Raw genomic sequence first — 16,596 nt, 5'->3', positions numbered from 1 at the left:
CTTAACCTATCACTCCCATCAAATAGACTACAGTGAAGATGAATACCCAAACAACATCGATGAAGTGCCAATATAACGAGAAAGTATAATACTTTGTTGCGTTATAAAGGTTCAATCCACGTTTCGCATTACGGATTAGTAACAGCGTAATCCACACTAGGCCTACTGCTACGTGGAAGCCGTGTGTTCCAACAAGTGTGTAAAACGCTGAACTGAATGCACTGTTGTTAAAAGTAAAGCCCAACCCTACATAATGAGAAAACTCATATACTTCAAGCATTAGGAATGCTAATCCAAGTAATGCAGTGATAGCAAGCCATAATTGCATCTTTTTAAAGTTGTAATTACGCAAATGGTACATTGCGAACACACTTGTTAAAGAAGATGTTAAAAGCAACATCGTCATGACGAATACTAACGGCAATTCATACAATTCTTGAGTGGAGAAGCCAAATCCTGACGGTCCAGAGTTTTTTAACGCGATATACGTTGCAAACAATGTCGCAAAAAGAATAGTCTCTCCCCCAAGGAATAACCAGAAGCCGACAAATTTGTTTTTAGCTTCAAGTGTCGCTTTTTCCGGGTGTTCTGGCCAAGTTTCAGGGGTGAATTTCTTGTTCAAATCCATTAGTTTTGACCCCCTTTACGTTTCAAATCACGAAGAATTTCTTCTTTCTTGATGTAATAGCCAGTATCATCCTGCAATGAACGTGCTGCCATCGCTATGAATGTAAATACAAGTCCGAAGATTAGAACGCCAAGTCCCCATTCGGTTTCAGTACGGAACATCGCTCCGAATCCTGCAATGAACAGACCTAGAGACATAAGCAGAGGAATAATTGAACCGTTCGGCATATGAATATCCTTGACAGGTTCTGCCGGAGTTAATCCGCTTGCGTTGCCTTCCATCTTCTCGATCCAAACCGAGTCAAGTCCACGTACAAGTGGAGTTTGAGCAAAGTTGTAATAGAGTGGTGGAGATTCAATCGCCCACTCAAGAGTACGTCCGTCACCCCATGGGTCATTGGCAACTTTAACGTTCTTGATGGATGTGATGATAACATTATAAACAAGTACAATAACACCGATTGCCATGAAGAAAGCACCTATTGTACTAATTAAGTTTGCCATATCCCATCCTTGGTTAGGCATGAACTTCCATACTCGACGTGGCATTCCCCAGAATCCAAGCCAGTGCTGGATAAGGAATGTCATATGGAAACCGATGAAGAAGAACCAGAATGTCACTTTACCTAATGCTTCATTCAACATAGTTCCGAACATCTTAGGCCAATACAAATGTGTTGCAGCCAAAATCGCAAGCACAACACCACCAACGATTACGTAGTGGAAGTGAGCAACGATAAAGTATGAATCGTGTAACTGGTAATCCAATGGTGCAGCACCTTGCATAACGCCCGTAACTCCACCCATGACGAATGAAGGGATGAAACCAAGTGCATACAACATCGGAGTTGTAACTGTGATGCTACCGCCCCAAATGGTTAATAACCAGTTGAAGATTTTCACACCGGTAGGAACTGCGATCGCCATTGTCGCTACAGCAAAAATAGCGTTTGCTGTCGGTCCTAGACCAACTGTGAACATATGGTGAGCCCATACCATGAATCCAAGGAAACCAATTAGCACAGTCGCGAAGACCATGGATGGATATCCAAATAGACGCTTACGAGAGAAGATTGAGAATATCTCAGAGAATATCCCGAAAGCAGGCAAAATCAGAATGTACACTTCAGGGTGACCGAAAATCCAGAAAATATGCTCCCAGATAATCGTGTTTCCGCCCATTTCATGATTAAAGAAGTTACCACCGAACATCCGGTCAAACGTTAATAAGAACAGACCGATTGTCAATGGAGGAAATGCGAACAGAATCATTGCCGAAGCGACAAATGTTGTCCACGTGAATAGCGGCATACGCATGTATGTCATACCAGGTGCACGCATGTTAATGATCGTTACGAGGAAGTTTATCCCCGCCATTAACGTACCACCACCGGCTATTTGTAGACCTATCGCATAGAAATCAATACCATGTCCTTGGGAAGCAAGTGATAGTGACGCATAGGAAGTCCATCCTGCGTCAGGAACTTCACCAATAAACCAAGAGATGTTAAGAAATAGTCCACCGAAGAAGAACATCCAGAACCCTAATGAGTTAAGGAATGGGAATGCAACATCACGTGCCCCAATCTGTAGTGGTACTATCGCGTTCATAAATCCAAATAATAAAGGCATTGCTGCTAAGAAAATCATGGTTGTCCCGTGCATTGTAATCAAGTCGTTGTAAAGACCTGCACTGACAAAATCGTTATCCGGCTTATGAAGCTGCCAACGGATAAGCATCGCTTCAATTCCGCCGATTACGAAGAAGAATCCGCCTCCAAGGAAGTAAAGGATTCCGATTTTCTTATGGTCGACTGTTGTAAGCCAATCCCACAGCGTTGCGCCAAAACTCTTCTTTTGAGCAACTGAACTCACTTTGTTTACCTCCTCATCAAAATCGCTAAAAATTATTGTTCAACAGATAAGCCCATTAAATATTCAGCTAGAACATCCAACTCTTGGTCAGAAAGTTGCTCACCGAATGACGGCATCTTATTACCAGGCTTGTGCTTTTGAGTATCTTTGATCCAATCGATCAACGATTCTTTATCGTGATCCATGAATCCTGCAACCCGGTTACGATCTCCGAATGTAGCTAAGTTAGGTCCTTGCTTCTCGTTACTGCCACCGACTGCTGAAACAGCGTGACAAGCGATACAGCTTTGGTTGAAAACTTCTTCACCTTGTTCGTTTGCAACAATTTGTTTCTCGCCAGTCGCTTGCATGGAAGTAACCCACTGGTCAAATTCCGGGCGTGGCATCGTTTTAACTTTAAAGTCCATTAGGGCGTGGGACGGACCACAAAGCTCCGCACACTTTCCGTAGAAGACTCCATCACCATTTTTAATATCATTGGAATCCTTATCAAATACTAAGTAGAACTTATTTACGTTATCTACGTTAGTATCCAATTTACCACCAACTGCTGGTATCCAGAAGGAGTGCTTTACGTCAGCTGCAATAAGGTTGAAGTAAACTTTTTCATCCATAGGAACAACAAGTTCCTGTGCAGTAACGATTCCTAGGTCAGGATATTCAAATTCCCACCAGTACAGTTTTGCTGTTACATCTACAATAAGGTTTTCAGGATTACCATCCTCATCCACTTCCCCCATGGCTGCAACGTCACCAAGTTTGTATGTGTAATACACAGTAGGGACAGCTAGAAGCAATATTAAGAGGATCGGAAGAACTGTCCATACAAGTTCAAGTTTGTGACTTCCTTCAACTTGTTCAGGTATGAAATCTTCACCCAATTTAGATCTTCTGAATCGTACTAATGCAATTACATAAATTGTTACAACTACAATAATGACGACTAACATGATAACTGAAGACAGAATAAGTAAGTTGAACTGGTCTCTACCGACTTGTCCTGCCGGGAGGAGAGTTGAAAGTTCTTCTTGACCACATCCTGCAAGGAAAACTGTTAGTACTGCCAATAGTGAAAAGAGACGCCACTTTTTGAGTCCTTTCATCATCGCTAACTAATACCTCTCTTTCTAAAAAAAATGTTTTCTTTAAATGAGGACAGTTGACCTCTCTATAATGAATTCCTGTTAAAAGAAAGAATTCCAGCTGTTAAATGAATATGGAGAAAATGATCATAGCTACAAAAAGGATTGTCATGTAATTCAAGGAATAAATGAACATGGAAGTAGCCCATTTCAGATCATCTTTCGCTTTGAAACCTTTTACAGCTAAATATAGCCATCCGATATTCAAAGCAGTTCCGAGAATGATAAATCCAATTCCAAGTTGTGAAAGGAGAAACGGCAATGGGAATAAAAGCAATACCCAAGCAAAAATTGATTTCTTTGTCCTTGCAAAACCTTTGACTACCGGTAGCATAGGGATGCCAGCTGCCCGGTATTCGTTCGTTCTGCGCATTGCTAGCGCGTAAAAATGCGGTGGTTGCCAAGCAAACATTATTAAGAATAATGCCCAGGCACCCATTCCTAGTGAAGGATCCACTACTGACCATCCGATTAGAGGCGGGATTGCACCAGAAATGCTTCCGACGATTGTATTGCTGACGTGTTTTCGTTTAGACCACATTGAATAGAGTACAACATAGCTGAACACACCTGCAAGTCCCCAAAGAGCTGCAGCCGGTGTTGCTAAAAATAACAACAGCTCACCTACTACAATAAACGTCAATGCAAGTGACAAAACGGCTGGTGCTTTAAATCTTCCTGTGACAGTAGGACGCGTCTTCGTCCTGGACATAACTGGGTCTATATCACGGTCAATAAGATTGTTCAATGCGGCTGAACCCGCAATGATAAGTCCGGTACCAAAAATTCCAAACAACAACAGATCCAAGTTACTGATGAAACTTACACCTGTAAATTGAAAAGCTAGGAAAAGACCGGTGAACGTTGTGATCAAATTGGAATTCACAATTCCGATTTTAATAAGCGCCAGAAAGTCTTTAAGTAGTGAAGTCGATCCGATATCCGATTCAGCGGATGAAGTAATCGCTCGACCGTTTGACATATGTACCCTCCTTCTAAAGTTGTCGGCATGGACCGCTATACTTAACTATAGCGAAATTCGTCAATGATTTCTATAGATAAACCGAATTTCGACAGAAACAGAAAGTATATGTACTGCATTTATAGTCTGACCCTATCTATAGTAAATCATTTTCGTATGTCTTTTGTGAAGTTAAAGGGTCTTTTTTATGAACAATTTGTGAAATAGCTGTTTAAGTTTGTCTTTTCATCCGATCTACGTTGTTTTTTCTCCGTATTTTCGCTATCATCGACAAACGGAGTCTTTTTAAAGAATGATTTATTATCAATTAAAGAAGGTGTCTTTTTTGCGTTATAATAAATATTTAAAATGGTTCGGCGTCGCTTCAACGATTGGCATGTTGCTTATCCTACTTGGTGGCGCACTTGTCACGAAAACAGAGAGCGGCATGGGATGCGGAAGGTCTTGGCCAGGTTGTAACGGCCAACTAATACCGGATGAAATAACCGCGGAAGTCCTTATTGAATTTTCACATAGACTTGTTACAGGCGGAGTCGGCATACTGATTGTCATCTTATCTATTTGGTCATGGAAAGCGATTGGTCATATTAGAGAAACAAAACTCCTTTCATTCTTAGCGCTATTCTTCCTGATTTTACAAGCATTGATCGGAGCCGCACAAGTTCTATGGGGCCAAGGGGATTTCATACTTGCCTTGCACTTCGGTATTTCACTCATTTCATTTTCGGCAGTCCTTTTACTGACCTTGCTTATTTTTGAAGTGGACAAGAAATATGATGCCGATAAGCTTAAAATCGGTAAAACAATGAAATTCCATACGATAGGTGTAACTATATATTCTTATGTAGTCGTATATTCAGGCGCACTCGTCAGACATACAGAATCAGAATTGAGCTGTGCAGATTGGCCAATGTGTCGAAATGGCGATTTTTCTTTGCCGGCGAATTTCTGGGAATGGGTTCAGATGAGCCATCGTACCGCAGCTGCGTTAATATTCATTTGGCTTGGTGTCATTGCAATCCATGCTTTCCGTCACTACAAAAATCAACGTGTTATCTATTGGGGATGGATGATTGCTTTCATTCTTGTTTGTCTACAAGTTTTGGCAGGAGCTGCTGTCATTATTTCAAGATTGAATCTTTATCTTGCTTTACTCCATTCTTTGTTCGTAACATTACTTTTCGGTTTACTAACGTATATGGTACTTCTCGTATCAAGAAGTGGTAAAAAATAAATAGAGAGGCGCTCGCTGCAAACCGAGCGAGTGCCTCTTTTTTAATGTTCAAGCTCAATAAGTAAATCACCAGTTGAAATCCCTTCACCTGCTGATACGTATATCTGTTTCACAATACCATCATAAGGCGCTTGTATTGTCGTCTCCATTTTCATCGCTTCAGTAATAAGCAGGTGCTCACCCCTTCTCACTTTAGCTCCTTTTGATACAGCTACTTTAAGGACTGTGCCAGGCATTGTCGCAGCGAGATGTGAATCATTTGCAGGATCCGCTTTTTGTTTACGGACGACATCTGATTCTACATTCATATCTTGGATGACGACTTCTCGGGGCTGACCATTTAACTCAAAGTAAATAACTCTTGTCCCATCTGATTGCGGTTCGCCGATGGAAACGAGTTTAATGATAAGTGTCTTCCCTTTTTCAATTTCCACCTCGATTTCTTGACCGAGGCGCATTCCGAAAAGGAATTCGGGTGTGTTAATGACCGATATGTTACCAAACTCTTTTTTCATAGTTGCATATTCTTCAAACACCTTCGGATAAAGCGCATACGCAAGTGAATCTTTCAATGTCGAAGGATGATCGAGCAAGTCCTCAGTCTTTACTAGCAACTCATCGAAATTCACATCCTCCAAGAGCTCCCCTGGACGAACAGTAATCGGTTTGCGTTCCTTCAGTATGACTTGTTGCAATTCTTTCGGGAAACCACCGTACGGTTGTCCAATATAGCCTTCGAAAAACTCAATAACTGATTCAGGGAAATCAATTGAAGCACCCCGTGAAATAACCGTCTCTTCATTCAACTCATTTTGAACCATAAACAACGCCATATCCCCAACCACTTTTGACGATGGTGTCACTTTCACGACGTCTCCAAATAGCATATTGACTCTGGAATACATGCCTTTGACATCTTCCCAGCGATCTCCGAGTCCGACGGCTTTGGCTTGTTGTTGCAAGTTTGAATATTGTCCTCCAGGCATTTCATGAACGTATATTTCAGAATGAGGACTATTCATCCCACTCTCAAAGTGCTGATAGTATTTACGCACATCTTCCCAGTAATACGATAATGATTCCAGAGAGGCGACATCTGCACGCACTTGCCTTTTTCCATTTTGCATAGCATAGAACAACGAACTTGCCGACGGTTGGGATGTAAGCCCCGCCATAGAACCTAGTGCAGTATCTACAATATCAACACCCGCCTCAATGGCCTTTGCATACATATAAATGCCATTACCGCTAGTATCGTGGGAATGTAAATGAATTGGAATATCAACCGTTGCCTTCAATTCGGAAATAAGTCTATAAGCAGCTTCTGGTTTGAGAAGACCAGCCATATCTTTGAGAGCAAGTATATGCGCTCCTGATGCCTCCAGCTCTTTCGCCATCGTTTTGTAATAGTCAACTGTGTACTTAGCGCGGGAATCATCTAAAATGTCTCCTGTATAGCAAAGAGCCGCTTCAGCGACCTTTCCAGATTGGCGCGATGCATCAATAGCGACTTCCATTCCTTTAATCCAATTTAAACTATCGAAGATCCTAAATACGTCTATTCCAGCTTCTGCTGAAGTCTTTACAAATTCTTTAATTACATTATCAGGATAATTCGAATAGCCGACTGCATTCGCGCCACGAAACAGCATTTGCAACAGGACATTTGGAATCTGTTCCCGAACTTTCATGAGACGCTCCCATGGATCCTCTTTTAGGAATCTGTAGGCAACATCGAACGTTGCACCTCCCCACATTTCAAAGGAGAACAGGTCAGGTAGTAGCCTTGCGGATTCAGAAGCGATGTTCACCATATCCGATGTACGCACCCGTGTTGCAAGCAATGATTGGTGTGCATCACGGAAAGTAGTATCGGTAAGAAGAACATCGTTTTGCTCTTTGATCCACTGTACAAGTCCTTCAGGTCCTCTTTCATCTAAAATCTGTTTTGTACCTGGTGCAGGTGTAACTGACATATCGACTTCAGGTTTTCTAACTGTATGGAAAACAGGCTTTGCTTGTTTTCCGATTCCTGGGAATCCATTCACCGTCACGTTGCCGATGTAATTTAAAATTTTTGTTCCACGGTCTTTCTTAATCGGAAACTCAAATAGTTCTGGTGTCGTGTCAATGAAGCTCGTATCGTAATTGCCTGTTAAGAAATGTTGATGTTTAACGACATTTTCAAGAAAAGGAATGTTCGTTTTAATGCCTCGTATCCTGAACTCCTGCAAATTCCGATCCATTTTCGCTGCGGCATCACGGAACGAGGTACCCCATGTCGATACTTTAACAAGAAGTGAATCGTAGTAAGGAGTAATAACCGCTCCTTGGAACCCATTTCCCGCATCAAGACGTACCCCAAAGCCGCCACCAGAACGGTACACCATCAGTTTCCCTGTATCAGGCATGAAATCATTCAATGGATCTTCTGTCGTCACCCTAGATTGAATTGCATATCCAAAAAGTGGAATATCTTCTTGTGTCGGAATCGCTGCATCACCTTCGTGAAGATTTCCGCCATTTGCAATATGAATTTGTGCATGGACAATATCTACTCCAGTGACCATTTCAGTAATCGTATGTTCAACTTGGATACGTGGATTCACTTCGATGAAATAGAATTTCCCATCTGAAACGAGGAACTCGACTGTTCCGGCATTGACGTAAGAAATGTTTTTTGAAAGCTTGACTGCAGCGTTACAAATTTCAGCACGCAATGCGTCGTCTAATGAAATGGATGGTGCTATTTCAACAACCTTCTGATGTCGACGTTGAATTGAACAGTCCCGTTCGTATAGGTGAATGACGTTTCCATATGTATCACCAAGAATTTGGACTTCTATATGTTTGGGTTTGTTAATGTATTTTTCTACATACACTTCAGCAGATCCAAAAGCGGATTTCGCTTCAGATCTCGCCCTTTCAAATGCTTCCATCACTTCATCAGCAGAATTGACGATACGCATGCCTCGTCCCCCACCACCAAGTGAAGCTTTAATAATAATAGGATATCCATGTTCATTACCGAAAGAAGTAACTTCAGAAGCACTATCCACAGGGCCGTCTGTTCCCGGAATCACTGGTATTCCTGCATTGATTGCTTGTGTACGCGCTTTCACTTTGTCCCCAAACATGTCGAGATGCTTGGATGTTGGCCCGATAAAGATAATTCCTTCCTCTTCCAACCTTCTAGCGAACTCTTCATTTTCCGCAAGGAAACCATATCCTGGGTGCACTGCATTAGCTCCACTTGACTTAGCGATTGAAATGATACCTTCGATGTCTAGATAAGCATCGATTGGCTTTTTCCCTTCACCTACAAGGTATGACTCGTCTGCTTTATAACGGTGGAACGAACCTCTGTCTTCAGCCGAATAAATGCCGACCGTCGGAATCTCCAATTCTGTACATGCCCGAAAAATACGTATTGCAATTTCACCACGGTTTGCTACAAGGATTTTCTTAATACGACCCAATTCCACCATCAATGCACTCCCTTTTCTATTTATTTTTATGGTATTTTGTGAACATTGACACATTCATCAATATTCCTAAAGCTAAAGATAACAGAATTAAAGAAGTTCCGCCATAACTAATGAAAGGTAACGTGACACCTGTAAGAGGAATAAGTCCTGTTAATCCCCCAATATTCACGAAAGTTTGAATTCCGATAACGCCTCCAACTCCAGCCGCGAGCATTCTCGCTTGGGGGTCTTTTGTATTCATCGCGATATACAATGCCCGCATAACGATGAATCCGAGTCCTCCCAACACAATGATTGTACCGAAGATGCCAGTCTCTTCGGAAATGACCGCCATAATGACATCAGTTTGAGGTTCTGGCAAGTAACCCATTTTTTGAATAGAGTTACCGAGCCCGAGTCCTTTCACTCCACCAGAGCCAATTGCGATATAACCATTGGCAATCTGGTAGCCGGAACCTTGCGCATAAGCGAATGGATCCAAGAATGATAAAATCCTTCCTTGTCTACTACCAGTCATAATCGTATCCCATCCGATATAAAGAATTGTCACGGCCGCCAATATCGCAATGCTCACAATACCGCTCAATTTAATGAACGTCTTAAACTTGATTCCGCTTGCTGCTATTACCGCTAATGAAGTCGTAATAATAATGAACGAAGTTCCGATATCCGTTTCCATCATAATTAATCCGATTGCAAACACAAGAATCAGCACAGGTGGACCGATTGATTTATTTATAGAATCGATGTTTCCCGCTTCGTATTTTTTAGCAAAAACACTTGAAAAGTAAACGATGATGACAATTTTGGCTATCTCAGAAGGTTGGATGCTTCCAAAGCCAGGTAACTTGATCCAACTTTTCGCCCCACCAACATCAGTGCCCAAGATGTGGACTAGAACGAGCATAACAAACATGAATAAGACTGAAAAAACCATCAGTTTCTTTCTTTTATAATTTTGAAAAGGAAAAAAGGTCGCCATTAGAAAGACGGGGATCGATACAGCGAGATTCGTCAATTGCTTTCTATAGAAATAATCTGAAGCATACTCAAACCGGTTTACAGCGACAACCATACTGGCACTATAAATCATTACTAACCCAAATAAGCAAAGTACTATGTACGTGATGAATAATGGGTAATCGAAGTTCCGTATCATTTTTTTAAAGTAATTGCCCACTGTCATCACCTCTTCTTATGTTAAATAAAAAACTCAAACCAATAATAAGTTTGAGTCTTTTGTTTATTTTTTTGTGGAAAGCTCATGCAAGATATTCATTTCTTTCTCGAGTAATGAAAGGATTTCCTTCCCTTTAACGCGATCGATTAAACCAAGCTTAACAGCAAAATCTATTTCTCTCGACAAACCGTACATTTGAGTATCCAGCACTTCCTCATAAAGCGGGCACTGAGGCATCGTCAAGTTATCCATTTGTACTTTTATGAGTTGTGCAATCTTGTCTGCATCGGCCTGTAATTGCTGAATTGCTTTTTCCTGATACGTTTCTTGAAGCTCTATATCCATGAGGACGCCCCCATTCACCTATTATTCCTACATGGTGATTATGAATAAATTGTATCTTTTGAGGGCATAAATTGCAAGTGTTTCCCTTCTATCCTTATACTAAAAATCAATGACTTTCCACATACAACTAGAAGAGGTATACTGGATATTATTAAGAATGTTGTTATTCAGCAGTAGGAGGCTATTATTTTGGAAACGATTATCCCTATAAAAGGTAATGTAAATCACATAATTACGCTTGATCCGACAGTATGGATTTTTGACGATCGGAAACTCGATCTCAACACATATTTCATTGAAGCTCAAGTGGAACGTGATGAAGATGAAGAATACAAAGAAAAAATGGGCAAGCATTGGTCTCGGGAAATTATGGAAGGCGCTACATTCCCTCCGACTTTGAAAACCGAAAAGAAATTTGATAGAAAAAAGTTGGTTAGCGGTACATTTGGTATTGCACTTGAACAGTTTGTAAAAAATGCAGTTCCTGCTCAGGACGCAAAGACGATAACATTTACAACTACCGATGATGTAGCTTATCCGTTCCCGATAGATGAGCTTAACCAATTCATTTTCAAATTTAGTCAAGACGGAAAGCCACTTACTTCTGACGGCCCAGTTCATTTGCTATTCAAAGACGGTTCAAATGCCGATAATCCAATTCGGAATATTACTGGCATTACAATTGACTAACATCGCACCTCTATTTTAAGGAGTTGATAGGTTATGCGTGTAAAATGTGTACTTTGCGATGATATCGGTAAATTATCAGATGATGATCCTCTTGCAAAGAAATTGAGGAATCATCCGATTAACACGTATATGTGCCCTACTTGCAAGAAAAGAATTACAGAGCTTACAAATACCAGAGTTTCTACTGGAAAATTCGTCTTCCACCGTAGTTCGCACCCTGCAGAAGACGCTTTCTAAAATGAATAAAAAAACTCCGCAGCATCACGCAGCGGAGTTTTCTTTATGTTCATTCATTCTACGCACTCTGTAGATGATCAAAATTAGAGCCGCTACAATTAATCCTTCTACAATTGGTAGGAATAAAGCTAGGAAAGTCAATATTAGACATCCTATAAATAAGAATATATATATCACTATGTTTTGCCAGAAAAGTATTTTCCGCGCAAAACCCAGTTTATAAACCAGAGCAGACATGAGAAACACAACAGCCAATAGAACATACCCAGCAGATGTGTCAGAAGGCATCACTTCATATATGAACCGCGCAATGCCCGACATCCTATCAAGTACCTCTTCGGTTTTCATTCAACACATCCCTTTCCAATATGAGAACGGATCATTCACCAAGCTTTTTCTTTTTTTGGACACGTTCACGTTCATTCTTATCAAGGACTTTCTTACGTAAGCGGGTGGAAAGCGGTGTAATCTCGCAATATTCATCATCACCGAGATATTGCAATGCTTCTTCCAATGAAAGGATCCTTGGTTTCTTTGTTGTAACTGTTTGATCTTTTGTAGCTGATCGGACGTTTGTTGCATGCTTGATTTTTGTCAAGTTAATTGTCAAGTCAGTATCGCGGTTATTTTCTCCAACAATCATACCTGCATAGATGTCCGTCCCAGCTTCAACAAACATGACACCACGGTCTTCCAATTGCATAATACTATAACCAGTAACTGTACCGGTCTCCATAGAGACAAGCACACCATGGCGTCGTCCACCTAACTTACCTGACGCAACTGGCTTATAAGAATCAAATGTATGGTTTATGATTCCGTAACCTCTTGTAAGTGTAAGGAAATCAGTTGAATAGCCAATTAATCCACGTGCTGGAACAAGGAAAATCAGACGGACTTGTCCATTTCCGTTGTTGATCATATCGATCATTTCACCTTTTCGTTCACCCATCGACTCAATGATGGAGCCCGTATACTCTTCAGGAATATCAATTTGAACACGTTCAACTGGTTCAGAACGTACGCCATCGATTGTGCGTATAATTACTTGTGGTTTCGAAACTTGTAATTCGAATCCTTCACGGCGCATATTTTCGATTAAGATGGACAAATGTAATTCTCCACGGCCGGAAACTACCCATGCATCTGGAGAATCAGTTGGATCTACACGTAAAGATACATCTGTTTGCAATTGTTGCTCTAGTCGTTCCTCGATTTTACGAGATGTCACCCATTTACCTTCTTTTCCAGCAAACGGGCTATTGTTGACAAGAAAAGTCATTTGCAAAGTCGGCTCGTCGATATGAAGTTCCGGTAAAGCTTCTAAATGATCGACTGGGCATACAGTTTCACCAACGTCGATATTCTCCATACCAGATACAGCAATAAGGTCTCCAGCAAACGCCTCTTGGATTTCAATTCTTTTCAGACCTAAGAAACCATACATTTTCGTCACACGATAATTCTTAGTAGAACCGTCTCGTTTCATTACCGAAACTTGTTGGCCAACTTTCATAGTTCCGCGGAATACGCGACCAATTCCGATACGACCTACATAGTCATTGTAGTCCAATAAAGAAACTTGGAATTGCAACGGCTCGTCACGGTTGTCGATTGGTGCAGGAATGTTTTCAATAATTGAATCGAACAATACTTCCAACGTTTCTTCCTGATCAGCAGGATTTGGAGAAAGACTTGCAGTTCCATTGAAACCTGAAGCGTAAACTACAGGAAACTCAAGTTGCTCGTCATTCGCATCCAATTCGATGAATAACTCAAGAACTTCGTCGACTACTTCTTCCGGACGACCAAATTCGCGGTCAATTTTGTTGACGACGACAATTGGTTTTAAGTTCGTTTCTAATGCCTTTTTCAATACAAAACGCGTTTGTGGCATACATCCCTCAAAGGAGTCGACAACAAGAATAACACCATCAACCATTTTCAAAATACGTTCTACTTCGCCGCCAAAATCAGCGTGACCAGGGGTATCTAAAATATTGATTTTAGTATCTTTATATTCAATACCAGTGTTTTTAGCAAGAATGGTAATTCCACGTTCACGTTCCAAATCGTTTGAATCCATAGCCCGTTCTTCTACATGCTCATTTGATCTAAATATCCCTGATTGCTTTAAAAGCTGATCAACAAGCGTTGTTTTTCCGTGGTCAACGTGGGCGATGATCGCAATATTTCGTAAATCACTTCGTGTATTTGTCATGTTTTCACTCCATTATCTTTTATCAGATGATTAACTGTGTTATTATAGCACATGAGAACGATATAAAAAAACATTTAATTTGAAAGAAGGTACATTTGTGAAAAATATTAAATGGATTTTCGTCATATATTCTCTTGCAGCAGTTGCGGCAATGTGTAGTATCGGTTTAGCTGTGGGCATTCGTAGCATTCCCTTAGCGCTAATTTCCATGCTTGCACTCGTCTTGGTAATGGGAAATGGTTTTAAGACAAAAAAGAAAATGCGTGAACAAGGTTTATTGTAATTTTTCAGGGACTGCATGTATTCGTGCAGTCCCTTTTTTTCATTTCAATCTGATGTGATTTCTAAGAATTTCATCATGCAGACCAGGTCTAGCAACGATGAATGTGTCTTGGTTTAACAAATTAGGCTTTTCGCCTTTTAAATTCGTCCCGATTGCACCGACTTCCTCAGCGATTACCATCCCCCCCGCAATATCCCAAGGAGATAGCCTCAGCGAAAGATAGGCGTCTATCCTTCCTGAAGATACATATGCAAGTTCCATCGCCGCAGAACCGTATGAACGAGTCCCACGGCATTTATGGACCATATCAGCAATCGGTTCATTTTCAATGCGACGGTTAGGGGCAACCCAACTTGCATTGACACCAATAATCGCTTCCGATAAAGGCGTAACTTCAAGCATCGGTAACTTCTCATCATTATAATAAGCGCCTTCACCTTTAGCGGCATGATAAAAATCGTCATTCATTACGTCATAAATATATCCTAACATGCCAACTCCATCACAATAAATCCCTAGAGAAATGGCGAAATTGCGTTTCTGATGAACAAAATTCATTGTGCCATCTATTGGATCTAACAGCCAAATAACGCCATCTAATGAACGGATATCGTCACCAAAACCTTCTTCCCCGAGCACAAAGTGATTCGGAAAATCACTTTGAATTCTGCTTATGAAAAACTGTTCGATAGCTTTATCAATATTTGTGACGAGATCATTCGCATCAGCTTTCGTATCCACATCAATTGTATTGAAAAAGGACACCCGGATTTTATGGCCCGCTTCCTTTATTAACGACTTTGCATACTTATCAATTGTTCCCCAATTCATATTATCACCCTAACTACATCCATATTATCTAATTGTATCATATCGCCAAGATGGACAACAAAGAAGCGCCTCCAATTTCTCCTCGTTTAGGAGTTCATTGAAGGCGCTTTATTGGTTTCTTTTTTTTATCGTTACGCAAAAGCATTGAATGTCTCCAGCTCACTGTGAATTTCAGTAAGTCTAGTTTTACTTTTTTCCACTTGCTTGTCATCTTTACCTACAACAGCATCGTGCAATGTAGCCAATTCATAATCCAATTCAAGATGCAGCATTTCTACATATTCCTTTTCAATTTCGTTCTTTCGAATAATGTGGACAACTTGTTTCATCTCTAACACCCCTTCTTATATAATTTAACGATGCATTTAATTACTTACTTCTAACTTATGCTGGTGTTATTGCTTTGGTTAGTTATAAGCCTTCTTGTATTAGATTGTTCCCCATTTTCTGTTACGATAAACGTAATTACTGATAAGGAGGATAAAAAATGCCGCAAAGTTTTTGGGATTCAAACGATTTTGCAGTCTTTTCAATAGACGGCTTAGATCAGCGAATGGAGGCACTTCAAAAGCTTATCCAGCCAAAATTCGCTGTATCAGGAGAACATATATCCAGTTATTTATCTTCTCTTGGAAAAGGTGAATTTTTCCCGCATATCGCAAGACACGCTAGAAGGACTGTAAATCCTCCTAAAGATAGCTGGGTTGCATTTGCACCTGCTAAAAGAGGTTATAAAGCTTTACCCCATTTTCAAATCGGCTTATGGGGAACACATCTCTTTGTCATTCTTGCTGTCATTTATGAAAACCCCGATAAAAAAGGGATAGCCGAAAGATTAGAAAAAAACAGTAAAGTATTTACTACACTTTCCGAAGACTTTGTAATATCCGGGGATCACATGAAACCCGAAGCTTCCTACATAAGCAAAATTGGTCAAGATGGTGTAGCAGTTCTACTGGAAAGGTTAAAAACGGTAAAGAAAGCGGAATTAGTCATTGGAAAACATGTTACACCTGAATATGCAGTTTCCATGACCGATACAGAGTTTCTTAAGTTTGCCGAACAGACAATTGATGAATTGTTACCTGTCTATAATGTCATTACAGGATGACTATGAAAAACGGAAGGTGGCATTAGTATGCCCCTTCCGTTTTCATTTATAACAATCGAGTTCAGTCAATTTTTAATTAATTCACCGTCAGTAGCTTCCTTCGCGCGTCTAACGATATTGTAACAATTAAATCCGCTTGCTTCTTCGAATTCCTTAAATAACGTTTTTTCTTCGGCTATTGACGGGACGACTTTTTTGAAAGCACGATAAGCATCCATGAATTGCGTCCGTTCAATAGAAGATTCGTATGCCTTCTCCACAGCTTGAAAAAGAGCGAGCACATCAATAATTTCTTCTGTCGACCAATGATGACTGATCGGATAATTATAGTCCATAAAATTCGTCACCTT

Annotated in this window: 17 protein-coding genes; 5 read left to right on the top strand and 12 right to left on the bottom strand. The window is 40.6% G+C overall.

Translation table 11 applies throughout. From position 1 onward, the window contains the following. Nucleotide 1 precedes the first annotated feature (1 nt). The 4 genes from H9649_RS02350 to cyoE form a co-directional block, all read right to left on the bottom strand. The gene (locus H9649_RS02350) at nucleotides 2-628 is read right to left on the bottom strand and encodes a cytochrome (ubi)quinol oxidase subunit III (RefSeq protein WP_191693053.1); all 627 of its coding nucleotides are present in this window, start codon (nucleotides 626-628) and stop codon (nucleotides 2-4) included. After that, nucleotides 628-2,502: a cytochrome c oxidase subunit I gene (locus tag H9649_RS02345; RefSeq protein WP_191693052.1), complete on the bottom strand. Its 1,875-nt coding sequence runs from the start codon at nucleotides 2,500-2,502 to the stop codon at nucleotides 628-630. Before H9649_RS02345 ends, H9649_RS02350 begins: the two co-directional genes overlap by 1 nt. 32 nt (nucleotides 2,503-2,534) lie before the next feature. Next, a complete protein-coding gene (gene coxB / locus H9649_RS02340) occupies nucleotides 2,535-3,608 on the bottom strand; it encodes a cytochrome c oxidase subunit II (protein ID WP_191693051.1) in 1,074 nt (357 codons plus the stop codon). Between the two features lie 100 nt (nucleotides 3,609-3,708). Further along, nucleotides 3,709-4,626, bottom strand: coding sequence for a heme o synthase (cyoE, locus tag H9649_RS02335; protein WP_191693050.1), 918 nt, complete (start codon nucleotides 4,624-4,626; stop codon nucleotides 3,709-3,711). A gap of 325 nt (nucleotides 4,627-4,951) precedes the next feature. Here cyoE and H9649_RS02330 point away from each other — a divergent pair, with 325 nt between their 5' ends. Then, a complete protein-coding gene (locus H9649_RS02330; protein ID WP_318241639.1) occupies nucleotides 4,952-5,860 on the top strand; it encodes a COX15/CtaA family protein in 909 nt (302 codons plus the stop codon). A 41-nt stretch (nucleotides 5,861-5,901) separates the two neighbouring features. Here H9649_RS02330 and pyc read toward each other — a convergent pair whose 3' ends face one another. From pyc to H9649_RS02315, 3 genes are read right to left on the bottom strand one after another with little or no spacing between them, the layout of a single operon-like run. Continuing rightward, on the bottom strand, nucleotides 5,902-9,339 hold the full coding sequence (pyc, locus tag H9649_RS02325) for a pyruvate carboxylase (RefSeq protein ID WP_191693351.1): 3,438 nt from the start codon (nucleotides 9,337-9,339) through the stop codon (nucleotides 5,902-5,904). 25 nt (nucleotides 9,340-9,364) lie between these two features. Further along, nucleotides 9,365-10,534 carry an FtsW/RodA/SpoVE family cell cycle protein gene (locus tag H9649_RS02320; RefSeq protein WP_404828696.1) on the bottom strand — a complete coding sequence of 390 codons (1,170 nt, stop codon included), beginning with the start codon at nucleotides 10,532-10,534 and terminating at the stop codon, nucleotides 9,365-9,367. A gap of 57 nt (nucleotides 10,535-10,591) precedes the next feature. After that, nucleotides 10,592-10,873 (bottom strand): YlaN family protein, encoded by a 282-nt coding sequence (locus H9649_RS02315; RefSeq protein ID WP_191693047.1) that lies wholly within the window; start codon nucleotides 10,871-10,873, stop codon nucleotides 10,592-10,594. 189 nt (nucleotides 10,874-11,062) lie between these two features. Here H9649_RS02315 and H9649_RS02310 point away from each other — a divergent pair, with 189 nt between their 5' ends. Together H9649_RS02310 and H9649_RS02305 are read left to right on the top strand one after the other, a co-directional pair. Then, the gene (locus H9649_RS02310) at nucleotides 11,063-11,563 is read left to right on the top strand and encodes a peptidyl-prolyl cis-trans isomerase (RefSeq protein WP_191693046.1); all 501 of its coding nucleotides are present in this window, start codon (nucleotides 11,063-11,065) and stop codon (nucleotides 11,561-11,563) included. 33 nt (nucleotides 11,564-11,596) lie between these two features. After that, entirely contained in the window at nucleotides 11,597-11,800 is a 204-nt protein-coding gene (locus H9649_RS02305; protein WP_191693045.1) for a YlaI family protein, read from the top strand. Nucleotides 11,801-11,824: 24 nt separating this feature from the next. On the opposite strand, the gene H9649_RS02300 is transcribed toward H9649_RS02305, so the two are convergent. Further along, nucleotides 11,825-12,148 (bottom strand): YlaH-like family protein, encoded by a 324-nt coding sequence (locus H9649_RS02300; RefSeq protein WP_191693044.1) that lies wholly within the window; start codon nucleotides 12,146-12,148, stop codon nucleotides 11,825-11,827. A 31-nt stretch (nucleotides 12,149-12,179) separates the two neighbouring features. Continuing rightward, complete coding sequence (gene typA, locus H9649_RS02295; RefSeq protein ID WP_191693043.1) at nucleotides 12,180-14,021, bottom strand: translational GTPase TypA; 1,842 nt, start codon at nucleotides 14,019-14,021, stop codon at nucleotides 12,180-12,182. Between the two features lie 97 nt (nucleotides 14,022-14,118). Here typA and H9649_RS02290 point away from each other — a divergent pair, with 97 nt between their 5' ends. Further along, nucleotides 14,119-14,304 carry a YlaF family protein gene (locus tag H9649_RS02290; protein ID WP_191693042.1) on the top strand — a complete coding sequence of 62 codons (186 nt, stop codon included), beginning with the start codon at nucleotides 14,119-14,121 and terminating at the stop codon, nucleotides 14,302-14,304. Nucleotides 14,305-14,343: 39 nt separating this feature from the next. Here the strand turns inward: H9649_RS02290 and H9649_RS02285 are convergent, their stop codons facing one another. After that, nucleotides 14,344-15,135 (bottom strand): inositol monophosphatase family protein, encoded by a 792-nt coding sequence (locus H9649_RS02285; protein WP_191693041.1) that lies wholly within the window; start codon nucleotides 15,133-15,135, stop codon nucleotides 14,344-14,346. Between the two features lie 131 nt (nucleotides 15,136-15,266). After that, a complete protein-coding gene (locus tag H9649_RS02280; protein ID WP_191693040.1) occupies nucleotides 15,267-15,464 on the bottom strand; it encodes a hypothetical protein in 198 nt (65 codons plus the stop codon). Nucleotides 15,465-15,622: 158 nt separating this feature from the next. Between H9649_RS02280 and H9649_RS02275 the strand changes: the two genes are divergently transcribed. Then, the gene (locus H9649_RS02275) at nucleotides 15,623-16,246 is read left to right on the top strand and encodes a YktB family protein (RefSeq protein WP_191693039.1); all 624 of its coding nucleotides are present in this window, start codon (nucleotides 15,623-15,625) and stop codon (nucleotides 16,244-16,246) included. Between the two features lie 65 nt (nucleotides 16,247-16,311). Here H9649_RS02275 and H9649_RS02270 read toward each other — a convergent pair whose 3' ends face one another. Further along, nucleotides 16,312-16,581 (bottom strand): UPF0223 family protein, encoded by a 270-nt coding sequence (locus tag H9649_RS02270; protein ID WP_191693038.1) that lies wholly within the window; start codon nucleotides 16,579-16,581, stop codon nucleotides 16,312-16,314. Between the last annotated feature and the right edge of the window lie 15 nt (nucleotides 16,582-16,596).

The sequence above is a fragment of the Sporosarcina quadrami genome, from assembly GCF_014836615.1.
GTDB classification, from domain to species: domain Bacteria; phylum Bacillota; class Bacilli; order Bacillales_A; family Planococcaceae; genus Sporosarcina; species Sporosarcina quadrami.
Note: the sequence above shows the minus strand (reverse complement) of the source record. Positions and strands in the feature narration are given on the sequence as shown.

Bases quoted from the DNA above. Each gene is read 5' to 3' on its own strand.
- H9649_RS02350 (WP_191693053.1), bottom strand. From the start codon at position 628: ATGGATTTGAACAAGAAATTCACCCCTGAAACTTGGCCAGAACACCCG.
- coxB (WP_191693051.1), bottom strand. From the start codon at position 3,608: ATGATGAAAGGACTCAAAAAGTGGCGTCTCTTTTCACTATTGGCAGTA.
- cyoE (WP_191693050.1), bottom strand. From the start codon at position 4,626: ATGTCAAACGGTCGAGCGATTACTTCATCCGCTGAATCGGATATCGGA.
- H9649_RS02320 (WP_404828696.1), bottom strand. From the start codon at position 10,534: ATGACAGTGGGCAATTACTTTAAAAAAATGATACGGAACTTCGATTAC.
- H9649_RS02315 (WP_191693047.1), bottom strand. From the start codon at position 10,873: ATGGATATAGAGCTTCAAGAAACGTATCAGGAAAAAGCAATTCAGCAA.
- H9649_RS02305 (WP_191693045.1), top strand. From the start codon at position 11,597: ATGCGTGTAAAATGTGTACTTTGCGATGATATCGGTAAATTATCAGAT.
- H9649_RS02300 (WP_191693044.1), bottom strand. From the start codon at position 12,148: ATGAAAACCGAAGAGGTACTTGATAGGATGTCGGGCATTGCGCGGTTC.
- typA (WP_191693043.1), bottom strand. From the start codon at position 14,021: ATGACAAATACACGAAGTGATTTACGAAATATTGCGATCATCGCCCAC.
- H9649_RS02285 (WP_191693041.1), bottom strand. From the start codon at position 15,135: ATGAATTGGGGAACAATTGATAAGTATGCAAAGTCGTTAATAAAGGAA.
- H9649_RS02280 (WP_191693040.1), bottom strand. From the start codon at position 15,464: ATGAAACAAGTTGTCCACATTATTCGAAAGAACGAAATTGAAAAGGAA.
- H9649_RS02275 (WP_191693039.1), top strand. From the start codon at position 15,623: ATGCCGCAAAGTTTTTGGGATTCAAACGATTTTGCAGTCTTTTCAATA.
- H9649_RS02270 (WP_191693038.1), bottom strand. From the start codon at position 16,581: ATGGACTATAATTATCCGATCAGTCATCATTGGTCGACAGAAGAAATT.